Source organism: Pseudomonas quercus (genome assembly GCF_012033695.1).
Classification (GTDB): domain Bacteria; phylum Pseudomonadota; class Gammaproteobacteria; order Pseudomonadales; family Pseudomonadaceae; genus Aquipseudomonas; species Aquipseudomonas quercus.
Window position 1 is genome coordinate 298,309 of record NZ_JAAVJI010000001.1, and the last position, 21,915, is coordinate 320,223.

19 protein-coding genes and 1 pseudogene are annotated in these 21,915 nt (G+C 58.8%); 12 read left to right on the top strand and 8 right to left on the bottom strand.

Annotated elements, in window-relative coordinates:
• The first annotated feature begins 2 nt into the window (after positions 1 to 2).
• Complete coding sequence (locus tag HBH25_RS01285) at positions 3 to 872, top strand: TauD/TfdA dioxygenase family protein (RefSeq protein ID WP_168080707.1); 870 nt, start codon at positions 3 to 5, stop codon at positions 870 to 872.
• A 12-nt stretch (positions 873 to 884) separates the two neighbouring features.
• Here HBH25_RS01285 and HBH25_RS01290 read toward each other — a convergent pair whose 3' ends face one another.
• The 3 genes from HBH25_RS01290 to HBH25_RS01300 form a co-directional block, all read right to left on the bottom strand.
• Positions 885 to 2,120 (bottom strand): MFS transporter, encoded by a 1,236-nt coding sequence (locus HBH25_RS01290; protein ID WP_168080709.1) that lies wholly within the window; start codon positions 2,118 to 2,120, stop codon positions 885 to 887.
• Between the two features lie 30 nt (positions 2,121 to 2,150).
• Entirely contained in the window at positions 2,151 to 2,678 is a 528-nt protein-coding gene (locus HBH25_RS01295) for a GNAT family N-acetyltransferase (protein ID WP_168080711.1), read from the bottom strand.
• 116 nt (positions 2,679 to 2,794) lie between these two features.
• Positions 2,795 to 4,714 (bottom strand): sigma 54-interacting transcriptional regulator, encoded by a 1,920-nt coding sequence (locus tag HBH25_RS01300; RefSeq protein ID WP_168080713.1) that lies wholly within the window; start codon positions 4,712 to 4,714, stop codon positions 2,795 to 2,797.
• A gap of 216 nt (positions 4,715 to 4,930) precedes the next feature.
• On the opposite strand from HBH25_RS01300, the gene HBH25_RS01305 reads away from it, so the two are divergent.
• The 3 genes from HBH25_RS01305 to HBH25_RS01315 all read left to right on the top strand — a co-directional run bounded on the left by HBH25_RS01305 (position 4,931) and on the right by HBH25_RS01315 (position 7,972).
• Positions 4,931 to 5,833, top strand: coding sequence for a DUF1932 domain-containing protein (locus HBH25_RS01305; RefSeq protein ID WP_168080715.1), 903 nt, complete (start codon positions 4,931 to 4,933; stop codon positions 5,831 to 5,833).
• Positions 5,823 to 6,527 (top strand): RraA family protein, encoded by a 705-nt coding sequence (locus HBH25_RS01310; protein ID WP_168080717.1) that lies wholly within the window; start codon positions 5,823 to 5,825, stop codon positions 6,525 to 6,527. Before HBH25_RS01305 ends, HBH25_RS01310 begins: the two co-directional genes overlap by 11 nt.
• A gap of 83 nt (positions 6,528 to 6,610) precedes the next feature.
• Positions 6,611 to 7,972 (top strand): CitMHS family transporter, encoded by a 1,362-nt coding sequence (locus HBH25_RS01315; RefSeq protein WP_168080719.1) that lies wholly within the window; start codon positions 6,611 to 6,613, stop codon positions 7,970 to 7,972.
• A 218-nt stretch (positions 7,973 to 8,190) separates the two neighbouring features.
• Here HBH25_RS01315 and HBH25_RS23475 read toward each other — a convergent pair whose 3' ends face one another.
• Positions 8,191 to 10,794 carry a M10 family metallopeptidase C-terminal domain-containing protein gene (locus tag HBH25_RS23475; RefSeq protein WP_168080721.1) on the bottom strand — a complete coding sequence of 868 codons (2,604 nt, stop codon included), beginning with the start codon at positions 10,792 to 10,794 and terminating at the stop codon, positions 8,191 to 8,193.
• Positions 10,795 to 10,980: 186 nt separating this feature from the next.
• Here HBH25_RS23475 and yfcF point away from each other — a divergent pair.
• Positions 10,981 to 11,358: pseudogene (gene yfcF, locus HBH25_RS01325) on the top strand (glutathione transferase); the annotation flags it as partial.
• 119 nt (positions 11,359 to 11,477) lie between these two features.
• Here yfcF and HBH25_RS01330 read toward each other — a convergent pair.
• A complete protein-coding gene (locus tag HBH25_RS01330) occupies positions 11,478 to 11,921 on the bottom strand; it encodes a winged helix-turn-helix transcriptional regulator (RefSeq protein ID WP_168080725.1) in 444 nt (147 codons plus the stop codon).
• A 46-nt stretch (positions 11,922 to 11,967) separates the two neighbouring features.
• Here HBH25_RS01330 and HBH25_RS01335 point away from each other — a divergent pair, with 46 nt between their 5' ends.
• On the top strand, positions 11,968 to 12,903 hold the full coding sequence (locus tag HBH25_RS01335) for an aromatic alcohol reductase (protein ID WP_168080727.1): 936 nt from the start codon (positions 11,968 to 11,970) through the stop codon (positions 12,901 to 12,903).
• Positions 12,904 to 13,046: 143 nt separating this feature from the next.
• On the opposite strand, the gene HBH25_RS01340 is transcribed toward HBH25_RS01335, so the two are convergent.
• Complete coding sequence (locus HBH25_RS01340; RefSeq protein WP_168080729.1) at positions 13,047 to 13,877, bottom strand: hypothetical protein; 831 nt, start codon at positions 13,875 to 13,877, stop codon at positions 13,047 to 13,049.
• Positions 13,878 to 14,031: 154 nt separating this feature from the next.
• Here HBH25_RS01340 and imm45 point away from each other — a divergent pair, with 154 nt between their 5' ends.
• From imm45 to HBH25_RS01355, 3 genes are all read left to right on the top strand, one after another.
• Entirely contained in the window at positions 14,032 to 14,148 is a 117-nt protein-coding gene (gene imm45, locus HBH25_RS23635; protein ID WP_168080731.1) for an Imm45 family immunity protein, read from the top strand.
• 113 nt (positions 14,149 to 14,261) lie between these two features.
• Positions 14,262 to 14,807: a GNAT family N-acetyltransferase gene (locus HBH25_RS01350; RefSeq protein ID WP_168080733.1), complete on the top strand. Its 546-nt coding sequence runs from the start codon at positions 14,262 to 14,264 to the stop codon at positions 14,805 to 14,807.
• Between the two features lie 106 nt (positions 14,808 to 14,913).
• The gene (locus HBH25_RS01355; RefSeq protein WP_168080735.1) at positions 14,914 to 15,465 is read left to right on the top strand and encodes a GNAT family N-acetyltransferase; all 552 of its coding nucleotides are present in this window, start codon (positions 14,914 to 14,916) and stop codon (positions 15,463 to 15,465) included.
• A gap of 69 nt (positions 15,466 to 15,534) precedes the next feature.
• On the opposite strand, the gene HBH25_RS01360 is transcribed toward HBH25_RS01355, so the two are convergent.
• Positions 15,535 to 15,897: a VOC family protein gene (locus tag HBH25_RS01360; RefSeq protein ID WP_168080737.1), complete on the bottom strand. Its 363-nt coding sequence runs from the start codon at positions 15,895 to 15,897 to the stop codon at positions 15,535 to 15,537.
• A gap of 301 nt (positions 15,898 to 16,198) precedes the next feature.
• On the opposite strand from HBH25_RS01360, the gene HBH25_RS01365 reads away from it, so the two are divergent.
• Positions 16,199 to 17,590 (top strand): Fic family protein, encoded by a 1,392-nt coding sequence (locus tag HBH25_RS01365; RefSeq protein WP_168080739.1) that lies wholly within the window; start codon positions 16,199 to 16,201, stop codon positions 17,588 to 17,590.
• Between the two features lie 67 nt (positions 17,591 to 17,657).
• Here the strand turns inward: HBH25_RS01365 and HBH25_RS01370 are convergent, their stop codons facing one another.
• On the bottom strand, positions 17,658 to 18,827 hold the full coding sequence (locus HBH25_RS01370; RefSeq protein WP_168080741.1) for a cysteine desulfurase family protein: 1,170 nt from the start codon (positions 18,825 to 18,827) through the stop codon (positions 17,658 to 17,660).
• Between the two features lie 190 nt (positions 18,828 to 19,017).
• Between HBH25_RS01370 and HBH25_RS01375 the strand changes: the two genes are divergently transcribed.
• On the top strand, positions 19,018 to 19,482 hold the full coding sequence (locus HBH25_RS01375) for an Lrp/AsnC family transcriptional regulator (RefSeq protein ID WP_168080743.1): 465 nt from the start codon (positions 19,018 to 19,020) through the stop codon (positions 19,480 to 19,482).
• Between the two features lie 196 nt (positions 19,483 to 19,678).
• Positions 19,679 to 21,847: a TonB-dependent siderophore receptor gene (locus tag HBH25_RS01380; RefSeq protein WP_168080745.1), complete on the top strand. Its 2,169-nt coding sequence runs from the start codon at positions 19,679 to 19,681 to the stop codon at positions 21,845 to 21,847.
• Positions 21,848 to 21,915: the final 68 nt, after the last annotated feature.

Genomic DNA, 21,915 nt, shown 5'->3' on the forward strand with positions numbered 1-21,915 from the left:
CCATGGACCCATCAGCCCTTGCAGCCATCGAACGTATCGCCGGAGCGCCGCGTGCGCCCTACCACAGCCTGGGCATTGAGCGGCTGACCCCCGTCATTGGCGCCGAGGTCACCGGTATTGACCTGTCCCAGCCCCTGAGCGAGGCGCAGTTTGCCGAGGTTCACCGGGCGTTGCTCGAAAACCACGTGCTGGTGTTCCGGGACCAGCACCTCACGGTGGAGCAGCACAAGGCCTTCAGCCGACGGTTCGGCACCCTGCGGGCGCTACCGTTGGAGGACATTGACGGGGAGGACCCGGAGCTGGTTGTGATCCGCGCCAATGCCCATTCACGCCACGTGGCTGGGGAGGCCTGGCACACCGACGGCACGGCCGACCTGGAGCCCTCCATGGGGTCCTTGCTGTACGTGAAGGAAACACCGGCCATTGGGTGCGGCGGCGATACCCTGTTCGCCAACATGCACCTGGCACTGGACATGCTGTCACCCGCGTTGCAGGGGTTTCTACAGGGGCTGACGGCGATTCACGATGGTGAGCTGCCGTGGAAGGGCTTTACACCCCCGCCGGGTTTGCCCAAGACCGAGCACCCGGTGGTCGTAAAACACCCGGAAACCGGCCGCCCGCTGCTGTTCGTGAATTCGGGCTTTACGTCCCGCATCGTTCAGTTGGCACCCGTCGAAAGCCAGGCGCTGCTCAAGCTGCTGTTCGACGCGGTCGCCCATGAACCGGTGCTGCATTGCCGTGTGCGGTGGGCGCCCAACACCTTGGTGATGTGGGACAACCGCTGTACCCAGCACCATGCGGTCTGGGACTATTTCCCGCATTCGCGTTATGGCGAGCGGGTGACGGTGCTGGGCACCCGCCCTATGGCCTGAGCGCCTGTTGCGTCAAGGGGCTGGGACCGTTTCCGGAGTGGCTGCGCTGCCTCTAAGCACCCGGTAGCCCAGCACCCCAATAGGTACGCAGGCTAATGCCAGCAGCGAGAACCAGGCCATGCCGCCAACGTGGGTGATGGCCAAGGCCCCCAGCCAAGGTGAGAGGGCTGCCCCCAAGCCGGCCAGCATCGAAATCCCGATAAAGCTCCCGCGCATGCCGGCGGGCGCCAAGCGGTCGATCAAGGTGCCGAACAAAGGCATCACCACGATCTCCGCCATGGTGGCAAACACCACCGCGAGCATCAGGCCTGCCCACCAGGCCTCCATGTTCGCAGCGATCAACCCATGGGCGACCATCATGCAGGCCAGGGCGATCACGTAGGCCGTTTTGTCTGCCAGGGCAATCAACCGTGGCATTAGCCACACGTGAACCACCAGCACCACCCCCGCATTGGTCATGCTCATCAGGGCAATCAGGTGGTTGATGTCAGGGGCTTTAAGTTGCAGCAGATGAAAGGTGAGTGGCTCGTCCAACTGCGCGTACAGCAGCACCAGGAAGAAATTCAGGGCGATGATGGCCAACAACAAGCGGCTACCTAAAACGGCCCTCAGCACCTGCGCCAAGGGGGCAGAGGCGGCTTTGGCAGGCTGGCCGTGACGTCGCCGCGTTGCACTGAAGATCGCACAGGCCAACACCGCGTTGGCACATACGGCAATGGCAAAGACACCGTCATTGGCGTGGTTGGCAAACCACAGCCCCGCCAGTGGCCCGATGGCGGCCGCACAGTTGATCAGGTAATAGCGGACATGGAACACGAAGGTACGCTGTGCATCCGTGTTAAGGGTGTCGCTTAACAGCACTCTTAACAGCGGTTCGAGCACGCTTTGCGCCAAGGCAAAAATGATGATCGCCATAAAATAACTGGCCTGGCTGGGCTGCAAGCCCATCAGCCCATAGCCGCCCATGCACAGTGCGCACCCGGCCAGCATCAAGTGGCGCACGTTGAGGCGGTCACCCAGCACGCCGCTGAGCGGCGCCAGTGCGATAGACAGTACGGCACCCAGTGCGACCTGGGCGCCGATGTCGGTGAGCGGCGTGCCGAAGCGCGTATGCATGGACACAGCAATGAAGGGCCAGATCATGAACGACGCGGTACGCGCTATAGCCATGGCCACGAGCAGCCGCAGGGTGGAATGGGGCAGGGCACGCACGCTACTCCAGGTGCCGGAAGGGGAAAGCTGAGTCATCGAACCTCGCGCCGGGCGGCCGGTGGGGAGTCAGGCGCGGTGCGTGCCCAGGTGGTAGTGATAGATCAGGTCGTCGAACCACTGGTCACCGATCTGGTAGGCGTGGGGCTCGCGGTGGTGGAACACGAAACCGCACTTTTCCAGCACACGACAGGACGCCACATTGCCGTCGGTGACCGTGGACTCAAGGGTCTCAAGCCCGATGGATGCGGCGTAGTCCATGATCGCCTGGCGGCAGACCGTGCCATAACCTTTGCCTTGATGTTCGGGCAGCAGCAGGGTGCCCACCTCGGCATGGCCGGGGCGCAGGATGCAAAAGCCGGTTACGCCTATGTCCTGGCCCGTGGCCGTATCGGTAGCCACCAGGCACAACCAGTGGTCCGACGCCGGCGACCAGGCGGGCAGACGATGGTCGAACCCCTGGCGTATGCGTGCTTCGTCGATGTCACCGAACACGTACTCCATGGTCTTGGGCTCGCGATGAAGCCGCAGGAACAAGGGCCAGTCGGCCTCCACCAGGGTGCGAAAGCTCAAGCCACCGGTACGTAGGTTCAACATCCACTGCCCCTTGGAAGAGAAAGATCGAGAGAAGGTTGTAAGCGTTACCGAAGGGAAGATCAATGTTTATCGGAGGCGGTTGGCTGACCCTGGATGCACGCATCACAGGGAAATCGTCAAGCCGAGTATTTAGCCCCCGTGAACGCCTCCGGGTCCTGGGCCTGGTACTTTTTCATCCGCCGCCACAAGGTGGTGGTGCTGATCTTCAGTAGCCTGGCAGCTTCTTCGCGGTTGCCACGCACGCTCGCCAAGGTCCTGAATAGCACCTCCCGCTCACTGGCGCCATTGTTATCAAGCAGGGTTGAGGCACCTGGGCCAGGCAGGTCTTCCAGCGCCTCTTCCAACCAGGCGCCCGTGAAGGCTCGGCCCTGACTCATTACGGCCAGGCGCTCGACAATGTTGCTCAGTTGGCGAATGTTCCCCGGCCACTGGCTGGCGGTCAGCCGGGCCAGCAAAGTGTCACTGAGCATGGCGGGTGGCAGGCCAAACTGTTTGAACAGGTGCGCTGTAAGTACGGGGATGTCATGGGGGCGTTCACGCAGCGCGGGCAATTGCAGTTTCAGTACGCAGATACGGTAGAAGAAATCCTCACGGAACAACCCTTGCGCTACCAAGTGCGTGAGCCGCTTGTTGCTCGCGGTGATGATGCGGATGTCTACCGGCGTGACTTTGTCATCGCCTATGCGTACCACCTTGCGTTCCTGCAGCGTACGCAGCAATTTGAGCTGAATGTCGGCCGATGTTTCGCTGATCTCGTCGAGAAAGATCGTGCCCGTATGGGCCATTTCAAACACCCCGGCCTTACCCTCACTCAGCGCCCCGGTGAAGGCGCCTTTCACATAACCGAACAGCTCGCTCTCCAGCACCCCAGGTGCGAAGGCTGCGCAGTTGATCGCTACGAACGGGCCAAGCCGACGCCGAGAAGCGTTGTGGATGCTCTGTGCGAACAACTCCTTCCCAGTGCCGGTCTCGCCTTCGATCATGACGGTGCTGTCAACCGATGCGAAGGTCTGTGCCAGCTGCTTGGCCTTGAGCAGCGCCGGGCTGTTGCCAATGATGGCGTCAAAGGTGTTTTCGGCAACATGCTGGCGGGCCTGCTGGCGTCGCATTTTCTGCTCCATCGCCTGGATTTCGGTCTGTTTCTGCAAGGTGGCGACCGCGCCGATCACGTCCTCGCCCAAGGTGATGGGCGCGATGCTCAGGGTCAATGACAAGCGGCCCACTTTGGTCAAGGCCCCGCGCACCGTGCAGGCTTTTCCCAGAACGCGCTCGAAGTAATCCTGCGGCAGCCGGCCGGCCAGGGTATCGCCACAGGCCAGCCCGCCCAGGTACTGCGTGGCAACGCTGTTCATGTTGGTGATGATGCCTGCGCTGTCGATGCTGAAGATCCCTTCGGACACGCAGTTGAGGATCGACTGGATCATCTCGTAGCGGCGCTGGAGTTCCAGGCGTTTGTGCAGCCGCTCTTCCTCGATGCGCAGCAGGTGTAGCGCTTCGTCAATGGCATCGAGCGCGGCATCGGCGTCCGCCTCGGACATCACGTACTGCACGCCTCGGCATTTGACCGCGCGCTCAAGGGACAGCCCCCCGATGGCTACTTCAATGCCATCGGCGCGTACCTGATCCAGTTGGGCCTCTGTGGCCTGCGCACTGCCAAAAGGGTCGATGGGGTAGATGGCCACCGTCGGCATAAAGGCCCGCGCCTTCTTCAGGATCGTGGCGTAGCCATCAGACGTCGCGAGGAAGGCGATCTTGTCCGACAGCGCCTGTGCCTTGTGGTAAGCGTTCACGCAATCGAAGAACGTGTGACGTACTTCAACGATGGGCACCTGCAGCTGTTCGCGCAACACACTGGCCGTTTTGCCGCGGCTGATAAGCACGCTGGCGCCATCCGCGATAAGCCGTTTGGCCATTACCACTGCTTCATGCTGGGTCGCCTCTACGACGGATACGCTCAAGCCACGCACCGATAGCGCCTGGTTCATCACGGTGGTCAGGGTGGTGGAAGGGGAAATGATCGCGAGCTTACCTAGCATGGGAAGGCCTTGAGTTCACACGGGGGTGACTTTCACGCTAGGCAGAATTGAAAGCTTTTGCAATGAGTTGAAAGGTAATGACACTTCACAGTCTATGGTGGCTGGCTGAGCGCCTCTGCAAGCCTATGACTGTAAAGCGTTTTTATAGGCTCCTCCTGTCTGGCACAGACCTTGCCACTTCCTTGGCTACAACAACACGAACAAGGAAAACCATGCATGGACCTCGTATTTATCGGGTTTGGTGAGGCCGCCTTCCACCTTTCGCTGGGGTTGCGTACCCAGAGCACGCTAAGCATCGGCACCTTTGATGCTAACGTTGACGATCCCCAGCGCGGTGCCCTTATTCACGAACGTGCCACACAGACCCAGGTCATGGTATTCGCTTCCTTGGAAGCGGCCTGCCAAAGCGCCCGTTTCGTGGTTTGCCTGACCAGTGCCAGCAGCGCGCTGGGCCTGGCTGAGCGGGTTATGCCTTTGCTAAAGGCTGGGCAAACCTACGTGGACATGAACTCAGCTGCGCCCACCGTCAAGCACGCTATCAACGCGCTGCCCAGGGCTGCGGGCGTCAGCTTCTGTGACGCTGCTGTCATGGGCACTGTGCCTGGCAATAACCACCGTGTGCCCATGCTGCTGGCGGGCGATGGCGCTGAGGCCTTCAACGCCGCCTTTGCCCCTTATGGTATGCGCCTACGTGTTTTGCCAGGTGAAGCGGGTGCCGCCTCGGCCATCAAGATGCTTAAAAGCATTGTGATGAAAGGCCTGCCGCAATTGCTGCTGGAGGCTTTTCAGGCGGCTGAGACCTTTCACGTGCTGGACACCCTGGTCGAGTCTCTTGGGGAGTCGCTCAACGGTAAGACCGTCGAGCAACTGGCCAACACCTTTACCGCGCGGACGTTGATTCACGCCAAGCGGCGCAGTGACGAAATGGACGATGTGGTTGCTACCCTCGAAAGCGCGGGTGTGGACGCTGCCATGTCCAGGGCTTGTCAGGCTCAACTGGAGAAACAGGCTGCCAGGGATTGGGGCACGGTCCTTGGCCCGAACGCCAGCGAAATGGACTATCGCACCGCCATCCAGCACCTGGTCAAACATTCCGAGGGCACTGCCAATGAACACTGAACACTATCTGCCACTGCCTGAACTTATTCCCGATGCCGTGCTGGCACGCTTTCGCAAACTCAGCCCGGCACAGCTGTGCGACGGCATGGCGAAGCTGGGCATTGCTCGCAATGGTGCAATGGACGCCGACCTGATGCCGCTGGATGAACGCAAGGTGATGCTGGGCACAGCCTGCACCGTGGACACGGAAGACGGGGACAACTTTCCCATCCATGTGGCGGTGTACCAGGGCCAGCCCGGCTACGTGCTGGTGGTGGCTGGAAAAAGCTACCCTGGCCGCGCGTACATTGGTGACCTGATGGCCGGCGCCGCCCAAGCGGTGGGCCTTGCGGGCCTGGTCATTGACGGCTGTGTCAGGGACAAAGTGCCTCTGGCTGAACTGGACATACCGGTCTACGCCAAAGGCTTTATGCAGCGCAGCCCAGGCAAGCAAGGCCCTGGCAAAATCAACACCACGGTCAACTGCGCGGGGGTAGAAGTGGCTGCAGGTGACCTGGTGTTCGGTGATTATGACGGCGTTACCGTAGTGCCGCGCGCGCGTTTGCTGGAAGTGCTTGAGGCCTCGGAGAAGAAAAGCACCTACGAAGCCCAGCGCCGCCACGTGATCGACGAGTACATTCGCTGCCGCAACAGCGGCGAGCCGTTGCCAGCGCTGGCACCTGATTGGGTCACGCAGTTGCTACAAGGCCAGTAACTTACTTACGGGCTCGGTGTATACGCCCAGCCCCAGCAACACCTGCTGCACTCTAAATAAAAATAATAGGTGGAGATGTTCAGATGCTGACCCTTCTGGGCTACGTGTTAATCGCAGCGTTTCTGCTGCTGGTGATCAAGCAGAAACTCTCGCCGTTCACCGGGTTGATCGTTGTTTCGCTGGCCGTGGGCGTACAGGTATGCCTGCTCACTGGGGCGCCGCTCAGCATAATCATCGGCTGGATCAAGGAAGGCCTGTTCTATTCACAAGGAAGCGACGGAAAGATCGCCTTGGGCACCGTCAACCCCACGGTGATGATCCTCTTTGCGGTGCTGTATTTCAGCCTGATGATGAACGTGGGCTTGTTCGATCCGCTGTGCACCTACCTGATCCGCAAGGCCAACGGTGACCCGCTCAAGATCATTCTGGTCACCGCGTTTACCTCGGCGGTGGTGACACTGGATGGCGACGGCACCACCACCATCCTGATCATCACCACCGCGTTCCTGCCGCTGTACAAGCAGATGGGCATGAAGCTGTCGAACCTGGCAATGCTGATAATCCTGCCGTGCGGGCTGGGCAACTGCTTGCCCTGGGGTGGGCCACTGGCACGGGCGGCGGCCGTGCTCAACGTGGAGGTGAACACCCTGTTCGTGGCGATCCTGCCGATCCTAGGCATTTCGTTCATTTACGTGTTCGTCATGGCCTACCTGATGGGGATTGGCGAGCGCAAACGCTTGGGTTTCGTGGCGGGGGAGAAGGCCATTGTGACCCCGGAGCAAATCGCTCAGATGGTCACGGTGATAGAAGACCACGACAAGGCCCTCAAGCGTCCCAGGCTGTTTCTCTTCAACCTGGCCTTGACCGTGGCCATGCTGGTGATCCTGATTGCCGGGTGGGCGAGCGGGGCGGTGGTGTTCATGATCGGCACGGCATTGGCACTGACCGTTAACTACACCGCCGTGGAGCAGCGAGAACGCATCACCGCCAATGGCGGCGACGCCGTAGCCGTGGCCTCGATCATTCTGGCAGCGGGGTGCTTTCTCGGGATTTTCAATGGCAGCGGCATGGCCAACGCCGTGGCCGTACACATTGCTGGCCTGATTCCTGAATCCATGGGCAGCCACACGGCGCTGATGTTTGCATTCCTCGGCGCACTGGCCTGCTATGCGCTGCCTGTGGACGCCTACTATTTCGGCATTCTGCCCGTGGTGGCGCCCATCGCCTACAGCTTTGGCATAACGCCTACTGAAATTGGTGTAGCGTCGTTCATGGGCCAGGCACTGCGCTACGCAAGCCCCACGGTGGCCTGGCTGTTCCTGTTGATGAACCGTACGGAAATGAGCTTTGGGGCGTACCAGCGCGAGTTTTTCAAATGGTCGCTGCCCATGTTCGGGATTTTCCTGGTTACCGCTATTGTGACGGGTGAATTGCCGATTGGCTGATACGTGGGAGGCTTTGCGTCTCCCCGGCGTCACCTTGGAGCAAGATAACCAGGCCCATAGCGTTCCGGCTGGCGTAAGAGTGAGGGATAGTTTCTTGAGCCAGTTGCCTGGCCTTGTTCAGTAAATCAGTGTTGCGAAGGCATTTCCCACAAGTAGCCCGGTGCAGGGGGCGCCACCCATAAGCGGCACCCCCTGCACCTTGATTGCAACGCCCTGGGTTATCCCAGGTCGTGGTGGCTCACGCCCAGGACAGCCACTTCTGCCGATGGCTCTGCGAATACAAAATTGCCTGCCGACAAGGTGTGCGTATAGTCACCGGACAGCGAGACTTCGAACCGGTGGCCATCAGCATCCGCCTGTTTGGACTGCACTACCGTCCGCTGTGTCGAGCTGTTGTACGTCACGGCGAGCGTGTCCCCCGTCCCATTTCCAAGACCGGTAAACCCTAGTGCTGACACGTCGATGCGGTCTGCCGAAATCAGCAGATCAGAAATGATGTCAGCCGCACCGTGGTAGCTATCGGAGATGCGGTTGTACACAAAAGTGTCAGCCCCGGACCCCCCACTCAGCACATCGGCACCGCCATTGCCGATCAACACATCATCGCCTTCCTCACCATACAAGCCATCGTAACCTTCATCCCCCACCAGGCGGTCAGCCAATGCGCTTCGGAAATCAAGGTTGTTTCCAGTGTTGTGAGGGTCGGGTATCGATGGGGCGAAGATGAACGCGTTATCTGCGTCTAGCCCGTAGAGATCGGTCAGAAAATGGTTGCCTAGGGTGGTGATTGAAAAACGATGCCCAGCGGCGTCCGCGTCGAGGGACTCGATCGTGACAAGGCCGGTTTGCTCATCGGAGCTCCAGGTCAATGTGGTGCCATGGCCGTTGCCAAGACTGGTGAAGCCCAGCGCCGACACATCGATGCGATCACTTTGGTCTTCATTGAAATCCAGCAGCAGGTCTTGCTTTGCGGTGCCGCTAGCATCATCGACGTAACTGTCCGTCATTTTTCTGTAGACGAAGATATCGCTGCCCGCACCACCGCTGAGGCGGTCAGCGCCTTCGTCGCCTTCAAGACGATCATTGGCAGCGCCACCTGTGAGGGTGTCGTCGCCGCCGAGCCCTACTAGCAACGCGCCGCCTTCGCGGTAAGTGGTGATCACGTCAGCACGCGGGGTGCCGGCCTGGCGACCAAAGAAGTTGGCGTCTGTAAGCGTGTCTTCGTAATTGCCGCTCAAGGCTAGCTTGAAGCGGTAGCCATCGGCGTCCGCGTCCAGGCTCTGGAGGTAGGTGGTGTCGTTGCCACTGTTATAGGTCATCAACAGCGTACCGTTATGGCCGTCTCCAAGCCCCGTGAGGCGAAGGGCCGCCAGGTCCAGCTGGTCGTGGGCCGTATCGAAATCCAGAATCCGATCGTGGGTGTCGCCAGCGCTGCTAGCGTAGCTGTCCTGGCGGCGGCTGTAGACGAATACATCGTCTCCGGCGCCGCCAGTCAGCCGGTCGGCCCCCTGGCCGCCCTCCAGGCGATCATCGCCGGCCCCACCGTCGAGCACATCGCGCCCGCGGCCGCCTTGTAGCACCTCGTCAGCGCCCACGCCGGTCAGGCGATCAACGCCGTCGGTGCCCAGCAGCGTGTAGGCGGGTAGCGCCGCGTAGTCGTAGGTGTGTGTGTAGTCCGCATTACCGGCGACCTGGCCTTGTTGTGTGTGGCTGATCACGTTGCCATAGAAGAGCCGGTAATCGTCGCTAGGCGGGGTTTGGCGCTCGTCCAGGCCATAGGTGGACTGGTTTGATCCGGTGATGGTGTTGTTGGTCAGGTTCAGCTGGCTGTCGGCCGCGATTAGGCTGCCATCGGCCGTGAGGTATTCACCTACCCGTATCTCGGCAGCTGGGCCGTTCTGGGCGTTGTCATGGATGTAATTGCGATAGACCGACGCGCTGGTGGTGCCCAGTAAGGCCAGACCTTCCTGGCCGTTACCATGAATGTCTGCGTTACGGAGTGTACTGGTTGAGTAGTCGCGAATGACAACCCCAGCCCCGCCATTGTTGTAGTACTGTCCGCCGATGATGCCGAACTGCTGATACTGATCAACGCCAGGGACTTGCTCAACCCCTGTAAGTCTGAAGCCGTTGCCTTCATTATCGTGGGACTGGTTGTTAGCGAAGACGGGAGCGTTCGGTGCTCCAACTGCGGCGCTTACGTCAAAGCCGTCGTCACCGTTACGGTACGCCTGGTTATCCGTGAAACTAATGGCGTCATCATAGCCGCTCTGATGTGCTTCAAACTGGGTTGCGAACCCATCGCCGTCATTGTCGTGGGCGATGCTGTCCGTCACTTGGGAACCGGTGGTCAATGTTTGCGCGAGTAAGCCATTGCCACTGAAGTTCTGCAGTTCCACACCAGCAACAGTGAACCCTACCGTGTGTGCGGTACCGTTTGCTGTACTGCCCGTAACAATGCCATCGACGGTGCCTTGGGTATGGGCTTTGTTACCGTCCAGCGTCAGGTTGCTGACAGTGGCGTTGACGGTATTGGCCTTCGCAGACGTGTGTATCAACCCCGCCACATCCTTGGACGAGTCGTCAGCGAGCTTGAGCGTGGTGTCGCCCAGACGCTCGCCGTTAAGGGTCACGTTGCTCTTGAGCGTCAGGCAGCCGCCGTCACTGCCAGTACCGCTGACGATGTAAGTCCCTTTGGGCACGAACACTTCACCGCCGCCGGCCTTGGCGGCGGCATCGATGGCTTTTTGAATCGCTTGGGTGTCGTCGGTAACGCCGTCGCCTTTGGCGCCGTAGTCCAGCACGTTGAAGGTAGTGGCCATGCTCAGCTCCTAAAATAAGTAGGGATTGCCGCACGACTACTTTACTGAGCGGAGGGAAGTCAGAAGCCATCAGACTGAAATTAGCGGGTTGGGTTCAGCAGGTACACCGGTGTGGGCCTTTCTACTTTATTGCTGATCTGCAGTCACCCTGCAGGGCAAGCGCGACAGGCGCATTCCAACCAAGAATACCCCCATGAAAATCGTCGATTTCACTCTTTAGCCCGGCAGGTTCAAGCCTGGCTTCGCAGCGACCTGCTTTCCATTCGGCAGGAGCGCTCCACGCTTGGGGTGTTCTATGGTGCGCAATCCGCCCCATTGTCTTCTGCTGCGGGGTTGGCAGCCGAGAAGCTGTTTTACGCTGCCCACGCGCTCCTCAAGAACAACGCGGAGTATTTATTTGATCGCTGGTCGATAGCGGATGTGGATCTGGCGCTGATGCTTAACCGGCTCATAGTGGGTGGCGATCCCGTGCCTTCCAGCCTGGTTGAATACGCGCAGCGCCAGTGGGCACGCCCCAGCGTACAAGCGTGGGTAAACCTTCGGCGGCCACCGCTTCAGGTGTAAGCGTATTGGAAGCAGTGGCGCGCCGCTAAACGTTGCCTTTGGGGGCAGGGCTGCGGGCGCCGTGGGTATAAAACCGGCCTTTAAGGGCGGCCTACCTTTAACGTTCGTCTAACGTTCGTCTAACGTTCGTCAAAACGCTTGCGAGCCTCAGTGAAACCCTCCGCCTGCTCGATCACCCACGTCCACAGCGGAATCATCTGCACCAATAATCCCATGCCAAGTTCAGTCAACGCATATTCGACACGCAGGGGCTTCTCGCCAAAATCGTGACGAGAGATCAGCCCATCGCGCTCCAACTGGCGCAGTGTGTGAGTGAGCATGCGCTGAGTGACACCGTGCAACCGGCGGCGTAATTCAGCGTGGCGCAAGGGGCTGCTCACACCCAGCGCATGCACCACGCCCAGTGACCACCGGTTCCCAGAATGGCCGAGGATATCGCGCTTGAGCCCATCCTCGTCTTCGCTCAATGCGCGGCAGGCATGCTGGGAAAGTCGCACGATTTCTTGGGCGTCCAGCCCACTCGGTATCACCGATGTACCTACTTTTTGCCTATTAATGTCCATGACAAGATCCTGGCTTCACATTAAGTAGACTAAACAGGAGTGCACCATGCAGGCCGATAGTTCAAACGTCAAACAGCGAATTTTGGTATTGGGGGCCGGTGAACTAGGGCTTGCTGTGTTACGAGGCCTGGCCGACCAAACAAGCCAACTGGCGAGCGTAACGGTGTTGTTGCGCCAGGCCACTGTGCGTAGTACGTCAGCGGAAAAACAACAGGACATTCAGGCGATCGAGAAGCTTGGGGTTGCCATCGAGGTAGTCGACATTATCCAGGCATCCATCGAAACGCTTGCAGCGGTACTAGGGCGCTTCGATACGGTGATCAGTTGCGTAGGGTTTTCCGCAGGCCGTGGCACGCAGCTTAAGCTGACTGAAGCCGCGCTCATGGCTGGCGTGAAACGCTATATTCCGTGGCAATTTGGCGTTGATTATGACGTGATTGGTCGCGGCAGCCCTCAAGACTTGTTCGATGAGCAGTTGGATGTCCGCGACCTGTTACGTGCCCAGTCCAGGACTGAATGGGTGATTATTTCTACCGGCATGTTCACCAGCTTCCTATTCGATCCCGCGTTCGGCGTTGTTGACCTCACCGCTGGGCAGGTCAATGCGTTGGGCAGCCTTGAAACCAGGGTCACGGTGACAACACCGCAAGACATTGGCGCAGTTACAGCCGCCATTGTTCTACACAGCCCGCGCTTTGTTAATCAGGTGGTATACACCGCTGGCGACACCCTCACCTATGGTGCTTTGGCTGATGTGGTTGAGCGCGTCATTGGGCGCAAAGTCGAGCGCCGAGTGCTTAGCGTGCCGCAGTTGCTCGAAGACCTTGCTGAAAAGCCTGACGATAACTTGCGAAAATACCGGGCCGTTTTTGCTTTGGGCCGCGGTGTGGCATGGGAGGTGGCGATAACCTTCAACGCACTGCACGAATTACCCGTGACCAGCGCGGAACAATGGGCGCAATTAAACCTGCGCCCTAGCTAGGGTTGGCCGCAGAGCGTTCAAACAGACACCCGCCATGGATTACGACCCTCACGTTGCCTCAGTCGGAGTACTGGTGCAGCCGCTCGGCATCGGCACGTACCTTGGCCATGCCTGTACCTGCCCGCCTTCAGACACAGGCCTGGCTACTGATCCGGCTTACGGAATAGTGTGCTCTCGAAGCGTTGTCCTAAAATGAAGTAAACATGCTTGAGCGTTCCATCTTCATTCACCGAAATGACTGCCGGTGTTTTCGACTTGTGATAAGGGTGCTTGTAAAGATTTGGTTTATCACTGTAGGCGAAGGTGGTGAAATGCAACCCGTCCTGCTCCCACGCTACAGTGTTGAACATGTAGACCCAATTCTCGCCTCTTGAATGGTAAAGATAGGCATTGCCCATCTTGTCTTGGCGGACTTCGAATTGAACCTCCCCTTTGTCGTCTGCCCACTGACCAAGATATCGGCCCAGATCAGCATGGGAAGGCACAGATGGGGCGGGAACGAAGTCTGTTGTCTGGTAGGGTGACTTTTTTTGTTCTTCTCCAGCCGGTGTGTACATAAAGCACAAGGGTACGACTTTTTTCACCTTCAGGTAAATGAATGCCAATTGTTGACCAGATAACGTCATCGCCAAGGCCATAGCGTTGGGCTTGGCCGTCACCACTTGAAGATCGAAGGCGTTTTTCGGGGACTCGATGTGAATTGACTTACCGTCTTTGGCAAGGGTGTAGCTGGACATTTCAACCTCTTGCGTTGGGCCTGGTTCGGCGCAGTTGAAGGGGTGAAGGGCAGCTTTCCCATCGGGTGAGTATTCCACTACGTTAGCGATGCCGTTACGTAAGGGAATCATCGCCCATATGCCCAATAGGGCTGCCTGGTCAGCTATCGCCGGGGAGCCTGCCGCAGGATCAGGTGCTTGCGCCGTACAGGCGCTCAGCGCGAGGGCAATGAAAATCAAGGGGTAACGCTTTTTCACTTAAGGCTCTTCCGTAGTAGCGCAGATAATCCTGGCCTGAATAGGTTGGCTTGCTATTTCAGCGAGCACATTGTTAGCACCACTTTTCCAGGCCAGGTTTTCACTATGTCGGTCGTACCGGCTTCCGCTTTAGGCCCAATAGGCTAGGCCTGCGATGCAATTATCAGGGGTTGGTGGGGTTTATCTGCCTGCAGAAAGCAATGGCGGCATGTCAGGGCTAAGCAGAGAGTGGCGGATAGCAAACTGGGCCAAGTGGACCTATCCAGGCTAGGACCGCTCAGACACCTAAGATTGCAATGTTTCGGCCAGCAAAGCGCGCTCGACGTTAGCAAGCCAATCGAAGACCATTGAGATCTTCCCAATGAGGCCTCAGGAGCCAATGCCATGGATTGCCGTCCTACATTCGTTACAGACCGCTTGGTGCTCACCCCTCTCCAACTGGCAGACGTGCCTGCCATCCAGGAACTGTTCCCTCAATGGGAGGTGGTGCGTTACCTCGACCACCGCGTGCCCTGGCCGTATCCTGCTGATGGGGCATTGGTATATGTGCGCGATATGGCGCTACCTGCCATGGCAGCGGGTACTGAATGGCATTGGATGATCCGCCTGAAGGGCGAGCCCGAGTGCTGCATCGGAAGCATCAGCCTGTATGAGCAGCAGGGCAACAACCGGGGCTTCTGGCTCGCGCCGAAGTGGTGGGGAAGGGGCTACATGCGTGAAGCGTGCACCGCCGTCAACGCCTACTGGTTCGAGGTATTGTCACGCCCGGTTATGCAGGTTCCAAAAGCCTTAGCCAACCAGGCTTCACGCAGACTGTCAGAGCATGAAGGCATGCGCAGGGTAGGTGTGCGAGACGGGCATTTTGTCTCGGGGCCCATGCAGGTAGAGCTATGGGAGATAACGCGGAGTGAGTGGCTGGGCGAACGCTGAACCTTCTATTGTAGGTGTCGAGCAGCGGCGACTGGTTACCGTTTTCAGTTTGCGAACATGTTGCTGCTGCTCGCGCCAATGAGTAATGGCAAAGGTGGGGCCCTATATGAAATACCTGTGCAAAGATTTTTTGCTTCGGCCGCTCGTACGCAAAGACTTTGAGATTGTTAGCGTGTATGAAAACACAAACCGTCTACATCTTGAGCCATGGGAGCCTTTTCGAAACGACCACTATTTCACGTTGGGCGACGCCAGGGATAGGGTTGCACGGCAGGTAGGAGACATGGAAGCCGGGCGCTCCATGTTTTTTCTGATACTCAATCCTGAAAATGAAGAAGTGCTTGGGCGGTGTAATTATACAAATATAGTGAAAGGTGCCTTCTGGGCGTGCAATCTTGGTTTCTCGCTGGCAGCACCTGCCCAAGGCAAACGCATAATGGGGGAAGCTTTAAAGATCACTAATGCCTACTCCTTTGAGCAAATCGGTCTTCACCGGATCATGGCCAACCACCTGCCACGTAATAGGCGTAGCGAACGCTTGCTAGAATCGCTAGGTTTTGAAAAGGAAGGGTACGCACGCGCTTACCTGAACATTGCAGGCGTATGGGAGGATCACGTTTTGAGATCGTTGATAAACCCTATTGATACACCCCGCTGACGAGCTGCATATATCTTCTGAGCGCGTCCCTATATAACCCATAGGCAGGCTAAGGCCGAACTCGATCTGTCATTGTCTAAATGCCCGATTGGAAATCGAGATTGAGTTCCCGTCAGGGTCCTTGGCATTTGCAAAGCAGTAGCCGTCTGCTTGATGAGTAGGCCCAAACTCAAGCCCGTTTGCGGAGCATTGGTTCTTGAATTCCTCTATTTCTTCAACATCAAACACAAGCTTGACGGTGACCTGGCCGGTCTTAACGCTTTTGGCTGCTTGGTGCAGCATCAAGGTCACTCCGCCGTGAGATGGCAAAAGCTCGACAACACGATCATCAGGATCGTGTGTAGGTACAAAACCAAAATGGCGCTCATAGAACACGCTGGCGGTTTGTAGATCTCTAACGTAGAGCATCAGGCGATTGAGTGAAGACTGCATGGCTCTTCCTTGATTGGGTTTCCACTGAGTATTTTCGACTTCAACTCCGTCAATGTCGAGCTTTTGACGTCTGCAGCAGAGACCCCCTTAAGCCGATACCCCTCGAACGCCCCAGTAGCGGATGCCTTGATAAGGAAGGCGCGAACGCCACCCCCTGATGCTGACAGAGCCCGCCACACAGCAGGCCAATGCTCAACGCTCCCTACCCTTGCGGAACCCACACGCCCAGCAAGCCACTCACCACGAACCTCGTCACGCCTTGCCGTGCATCTTCCTCTCGCCCTCTGCCCCTGGAGCCTGCATGATCAGCGTTTCTTCCTCCACTGCATCGCTTGTATCTTCTCCGGGCGTGGAGCCGCCGCCGGTACACGGCGCAGGGCCTTCCGATACCAAGATCAACGGCCACAGCGTCGATAGCCTGATGCAGCGGGTGACCAAGCGGCTCGATCAGGACATGGAAACCACGTTCACCCAACTGCAGCAGGAGGGCAAGGTCGCTCAGCGTATCAGCGAGGCCAATGCCTGCATGGTCGCCACGCTTCAGGCAGCCAATGGCGCGCTCAAAGAAGCCGGTATTCATCTGTCAGAGCGCCAGGCCATGCCGGCTGGGGTCGAGGAGCTTATCAAGCGCACGGCGGCCATGACCTTGGCCAAGCTTGGTAATCGATACCATATTCTTGAGGGCGGCCCTGCTCAGAGCGGAATCACTATCCCGCCGGAGAAGTACAGTTTTGACCCTGCGCAGATGAGCCTGCACCTTCAAGACATCGAGCACCTGCAAAATCGGTTGAGCAATAACCCGATCTCACCGTTCGTGAATGTCCCCCGTCACCAGCGCTGGCGCATGTGCCTGGATCCCGACAAAGTGGCTTTTATGGAAACCCATGTAGTGGGGGCCCGGGATAACCCGCTGTTGCCGTTCATGTTCGACAGCACGCCGGGGTACCTGCACGGCGTGCTCAACGGCTGGCAAACCTCCATGACCAACCTTAATAGCCGGTTGAGCGTAGGGCTGATCTGTGCGCTGCATCGGGCGTGTTATGCCTCCGATCGACCTTACGAGCGTCAAACGTTCAATTGCCAATTTCCGTTGCACAAGGGTTCCAACATGACACCTGCTGGGGCCAAGGAGCTTCGGGCGTTCGCCAAAACGTTGCGCAAAACGCTGCCTGGGTACGCCGTGGTGACATCTGAACAGGCCTATAAAGCGTTTATCGAGACGCTTAAACGCCAGCCCGATTCGCAGCCCGACGACGTATTCACCGAGCATGCTCTGCTGGTGCGCTCTGAGGTACCGTTTTCAGTCATGCGCGAACACATCAGTGTTTTTCTCCAGCAATACCAGGCCCAACGCAACAAAACACCTAAGGCCACCCCGGCGCAGCGTCAGGCACAGGCGATTGAGTTATGCCAAAACCTTGAGCAGTTGCATCCGTTTCCCGACGCCAATGCGCGAACGTTTTCAATCCTGCTGCTCAATCATTTGCTGGCCCGCGACAAGCTGCCTCTGACCATGTTTGAAGACCCCAACAGGCTGGATGGTTGGTCCAGAGGGGAGCTTGCTCAGGTATTGGAGGAGGGGCAGGCGCGCGTTGGGGAGTGGTCTGGGCAGCACATTCGCAAAGCGGTCAAGCCGTCGAAAAGCGGCTTGGGCGCATTAAGTAACCTAGGCAAACTGTTCAAAAAAACCTGACCGCTGTCTAGGCGTTGGCTACCCAAGCAGGCGAATGCTCAGGTGGCCAGCTGTAACGTCCGTAGTTTTACCAAGCCGGCAATCCAAAAGCCGCCACGGGCGCCAGTACGCAATCCCGAATGGCTTTTATCGCAGCCTCCACGTCTGCCTCGGTGGTATACCGCCCAAGGCTCAAGCGAATGGAGCGCTGGGCCTGGGTGGTGTCCAGCCCCAGTGCCAGCAGTACATGGGACGCCGAGGCGCTGGCCGAATTGCAGGCCGAGGTGGACGACAACGCCAACGTACCGGCCAGCCGTGCGGCATTGAAGCCAGGTTGGTCGATACACAGGTTCAGGGTGTGAGGGATGCGTTGGCTCGTGTGGCCATTGAGGGTCACGCCGGGCAAGTCCAGCAGGGCGGTGCGCAACTGTGTGGACAGGGCCGCAATGCGCGCCAGCTCCGTGGCCTGCAGCTCGCTGGCCAGGGCGAAAGCACTGCCCATGCCGGCGATCTGGTGCGGGGCCAAGGTGCCGGAGCGCAGCCCACGTTCGTGACCTCCGCCGTGAATCTGCGCCTTTAGCACCGGGTAGGCGCGCTCGCCTACGTACAGCGCGCCAATGCCTTTGGGGCCGTAGGTTTTGTGGGCGGAAAAGGACATCAGGTCTACCGGCCAGCGAGCCAGGTCAATGGCCACCTTGCCCGTGGCCTGGGCAGCGTCCACATGCAGCAGCGCCCCCCGCCCACATACCGCTTCACCAATGGCCGCCACGTCCGTTACGGTGCCTAGCTCATTGTTCACCAACATCAAGGTCACCAGCAGCGTGTCTTCTCGCAACGCTGCTGACACGGCGGCAGGCGATACGGTGCCATCGGCTTGGGGTGCCAGCCACGTGACGTCGAAGCCTTCAGTTTCCAGCTGACGGGCCGTATCCAGTACGGCCTTGTGTTCGATCAGGCTGGTGATGATATGCCGCCGGTTAGCCGGAGCACAGGCAGCAACCCCTTTGAGGGCCAGGTTGTTGGATTCCGTGGCGCCGGAGGTCCATATGATCGTTTCTGCCGTGGCCCCTACCAAGGCGGCCACCTGTTCACGGGCCTGTTCAACGGTAATGCGAGCCGCCTGGCCAAAGCCGTGGGAGCTGGAGGCGGGGTTGCCGAACTGAGCCGTGCGGCCCATGTGCGCAAGCATGGCAGTGATCACGCGGTCATCGATGGGGGTAGTGGCGGCGTAATCAAAATATATCTCGGCCATGGGCACATCCAGAGCAGGCAGTTGAGGTGGTGAAAATGTTATGGCACTTGCAGGTGAAAAATATTGATATATGCATAGCTAATTTGGCCTAATTGTAAAAATAATTTCTTTTATGGGTTGTGTTTAGGAATATATTTCCAAACCTAGTCCGCTTTCTGCTTTCTTTATAACGTCAGCTTCTAAAAGGCACTGGTTAATGGACAAATTCGACCGCGGCATCCTGGAGGTGCTGCAGCAAGACTGCACCGTGGCGCTGGGCGTGGTGGCGGAACGTGTGGGGCTGAGCAATACCGCCTGCTGGCGGCGGATTCAGAAGTTGGAAGAGCAGGGCGTGATCACGGCGCGGGTGGCGTTGCTCAACCCTCAACGCATCGGCCTTCCTGTCACCGTGTTCGCCTTTGTGCGTACCAGCCAGCACAACGTGGAGTGGCTGGCAGACTTCCACCGGCGGGTAGGTGAAATCGAGGAGGTGGTGGAGTTCTACCGCATGGCGGGCGTTACGGACTACCTATTGCGCCTTGCGGTGCCGGATATCGCCGGCTACGACACGGTGTATAAACAGTTGATACAGATTCCCGGTATTGCGGACGTCAGCTCCAGCTTTGCCATGGAGCGTATCAAGCACACGACGGCACTGCCCTTGTCCAAAGCGGCGCACTGAAGCACTCACCTTGGCTGTGTAAGATTCAGTTACGAATTAGCATCAGATAAGATAAATTATTATTTACAATAATTAACCATTCTCATAGCCTCTGAGCCGCCCGCTCTACGGCGAGCCTCGCAAGCCTCAGCCTTTTACCTGAACTGATACCGTGCCGCCGGGGTACGGGCGCTTGCGTGTGCCTGAGGATTGCTCCATGCACCACGTTCCCCTGCGCGCCTTCGCACTGTCGCTTTCATCCCTTACGGCAGGCTGGGCCCTGGCGGACGCGCCGGTGACGACCAGCGCAACGGTCGAATTGGGTACCACCGAAGTGTCCGCCCAAGGCTCAGGCCAGCGTACAACCGACGCAGCGGCCACCGAGGGCAGTGGCGCCTACACCACCCACAGCATGAGTACGGCAGCAGGGCTGCCCTTGTCCATCCGCGAGACGCCGCAATCGGTCAGCGTCATCACTCGGCAGCGCATGGACGACCAAGGCATGAACGACCTCAACGACATCGTGAAGTACGCCCCCGGCGTGCAATTGCGCAAGTTCGGCACGGACCGCCAGCAGTTCCTTGCACGCGGCTTCGTGATCGACAACCTCATGTACGACGGCTTGCCGACCATGGTCAGTACCTTCACGTTGGACACCATCACTGGGGCGGACCTGGCACTGTACGATCGCGTGGAAGTGGTACGCGGCGCAACGGGCCTGATGACAGGTGCCGGCAGCCCGTCTGCCACCCTCAACCTGGTGCGCAAACGCCCCACCGCCACGCCCCAGGTAAGTGTGACCACCAGCGCTGGCAGTTGGGACCGCTACCGTACCGAGGTGGACGCCTCCAACCGGCTGAACGAAAGCGGCACCCTGCGCGGGCGCGTGGTGACCGCCTACGAGAAAGGCAACAGTTTCATCGACGAACGCGACAAGGAGCGCCAAACCTTCTATGGCGTGCTGGAAGCGGACCTGAATGAGTCCACCACCTGGAGCGTGGGCGCGTCCAAGCAGCGCGACGATGCCACCTCGGACTGGGGCGCACTGCCGTCCGGCGTAAACGGTGAAGACCTGCACCTGCCGCGCTCGACCTTCCTCAGCAACGACTGGGCCTACTGGGACAAGGACGTGGTTACGACGTTTACCGACGTGACTCACCGGTTCAACAACGGCTGGACCGGCAAGCTATCCGCCGCCCGTATCTGGGCCGAGTCGGACATGTTCTCCAGCTACCCCACACGTAGCAGGACAGGCGCGCTCGGCCAGGGCACCGGCGAATACAACACCACCGATGTGCAAACCAACCTGGACGGCCAATTATCTGGCCCGTTTCAACTGTTAGGGCGTGAGCATGACTTCACCTTCGGTGTGAGCCGCCGCCAGGAGAAATTCGACCAGGACGGTGGCTACTGGCCCGATACCCCGATCAACCTGGCCACATTCGACCCGCACCTGATTCCCCGGCCTTCGCTGGGCACCCGCCAGCCTTACCGAAGCACCTTCACGGCCACGGAAGAAGCGGTCTATGCCGCCGCGCGCTTCAACCCCATCGACCCACTGCACGTGATCCTGGGCAGCCGGGTGAGCTGGTATGACTACGACAACCGGTCCGGCGAGGGGGACTACAAGGTCACGCGGGAAGTCACGCCCTATGCCGGCGTGGTCTACGACCTGAACGACACCTATTCGGTGTACGCCAGCTATACGGAAATCTTCAAGCCGCAGACGGAACAGGACACTGCCGGTAGCGCGCTGCAGCCCACCACAGGAAAGAGTTACGAGCTTGGCCTTAAGGCAGAATATTTCGAAGGCGACCTGAACGCCTCGGTGGCATTGTTTGACATGACCCAGGAAAACCGCGCCTACCTTTTGGAAAACCAGCCCACCAGCTGCGCCAGCCAGAACCGTAGTTGCTATGAGGCGGCGGGTGAAGTGCGCAGCCGTGGTATCGACACCGAAGTCACCGGCGCCCTTACCCCCAACTGGAACCTGAGCGCGTCTTACACGTTGGTGTTGAGCCAGTTCGTGAAAGACCCCAGCCACCGCGACGGCGAACTGTTCGCCCCCAACCAGCCACGGCACCTGTTCAAGGTGGCCACCAACTACCAGCTGAGCGGTGCCTTGAGCCAATGGCGTGTAGGCGGGGATGTGCTGGCGCAAAGCGAAACCTATAACAAGCTGGGCAATGGCAGCCATTCGGTGCAGGACCGCTATGCGGTGGTAGGGCTAATGGCAGGGTACCGCTTCAACGACCACTGGGATGGCCGCGTGAACCTCAACAACGTGTTCGACCAGCGTTACTGGCAGGGCATTCCTGTGGCCACCGGGGCAGGGGTATATGGGGACCCGCGCAATGTAATGTTCAGCCTTAAATGGACGTTGTGACTGTGCTTAAGAGACTTAGGGTCTGGCTGAAATAAGCTGTGCGAAGGCGAGGCAAGGCGAAAGCAGAC

What these genes read in the sequence shown, in the direction of transcription:
- imm45 (WP_168080731.1), top strand. Translation starts at nt 14,032, where the DNA reads ATGCAATTATCAGGGGTTGGTGGGGTTTATCTGCCTGCAGAAAGCAAT.
- HBH25_RS01315 (WP_168080719.1), top strand. Translation starts at nt 6,611, where the DNA reads ATGCTGACCCTTCTGGGCTACGTGTTAATCGCAGCGTTTCTGCTGCTG.
- HBH25_RS01305 (WP_168080715.1), top strand. Translation starts at nt 4,931, where the DNA reads ATGGACCTCGTATTTATCGGGTTTGGTGAGGCCGCCTTCCACCTTTCG.
- HBH25_RS01375 (WP_168080743.1), top strand. Translation starts at nt 19,018, where the DNA reads ATGGACAAATTCGACCGCGGCATCCTGGAGGTGCTGCAGCAAGACTGC.
- HBH25_RS23475 (WP_168080721.1), bottom strand. Translation starts at nt 10,794, where the DNA reads ATGGCCACTACCTTCAACGTGCTGGACTACGGCGCCAAAGGCGACGGC.
- HBH25_RS01330 (WP_168080725.1), bottom strand. Translation starts at nt 11,921, where the DNA reads ATGGACATTAATAGGCAAAAAGTAGGTACATCGGTGATACCGAGTGGG.
- HBH25_RS01355 (WP_168080735.1), top strand. Translation starts at nt 14,914, where the DNA reads ATGAAATACCTGTGCAAAGATTTTTTGCTTCGGCCGCTCGTACGCAAA.
- HBH25_RS01300 (WP_168080713.1), bottom strand. Translation starts at nt 4,714, where the DNA reads ATGCTAGGTAAGCTCGCGATCATTTCCCCTTCCACCACCCTGACCACC.
- HBH25_RS01295 (WP_168080711.1), bottom strand. Translation starts at nt 2,678, where the DNA reads ATGTTGAACCTACGTACCGGTGGCTTGAGCTTTCGCACCCTGGTGGAG.
- HBH25_RS01350 (WP_168080733.1), top strand. Translation starts at nt 14,262, where the DNA reads ATGGATTGCCGTCCTACATTCGTTACAGACCGCTTGGTGCTCACCCCT.
- HBH25_RS01380 (WP_168080745.1), top strand. Translation starts at nt 19,679, where the DNA reads ATGCACCACGTTCCCCTGCGCGCCTTCGCACTGTCGCTTTCATCCCTT.
- HBH25_RS01360 (WP_168080737.1), bottom strand. Translation starts at nt 15,897, where the DNA reads ATGCAGTCTTCACTCAATCGCCTGATGCTCTACGTTAGAGATCTACAA.
- HBH25_RS01365 (WP_168080739.1), top strand. Translation starts at nt 16,199, where the DNA reads ATGATCAGCGTTTCTTCCTCCACTGCATCGCTTGTATCTTCTCCGGGC.
- HBH25_RS01310 (WP_168080717.1), top strand. Translation starts at nt 5,823, where the DNA reads ATGAACACTGAACACTATCTGCCACTGCCTGAACTTATTCCCGATGCC.
- HBH25_RS01290 (WP_168080709.1), bottom strand. Translation starts at nt 2,120, where the DNA reads ATGACTCAGCTTTCCCCTTCCGGCACCTGGAGTAGCGTGCGTGCCCTG.
- HBH25_RS01335 (WP_168080727.1), top strand. Translation starts at nt 11,968, where the DNA reads ATGCAGGCCGATAGTTCAAACGTCAAACAGCGAATTTTGGTATTGGGG.
- HBH25_RS01285 (WP_168080707.1), top strand. Translation starts at nt 3, where the DNA reads ATGGACCCATCAGCCCTTGCAGCCATCGAACGTATCGCCGGAGCGCCG.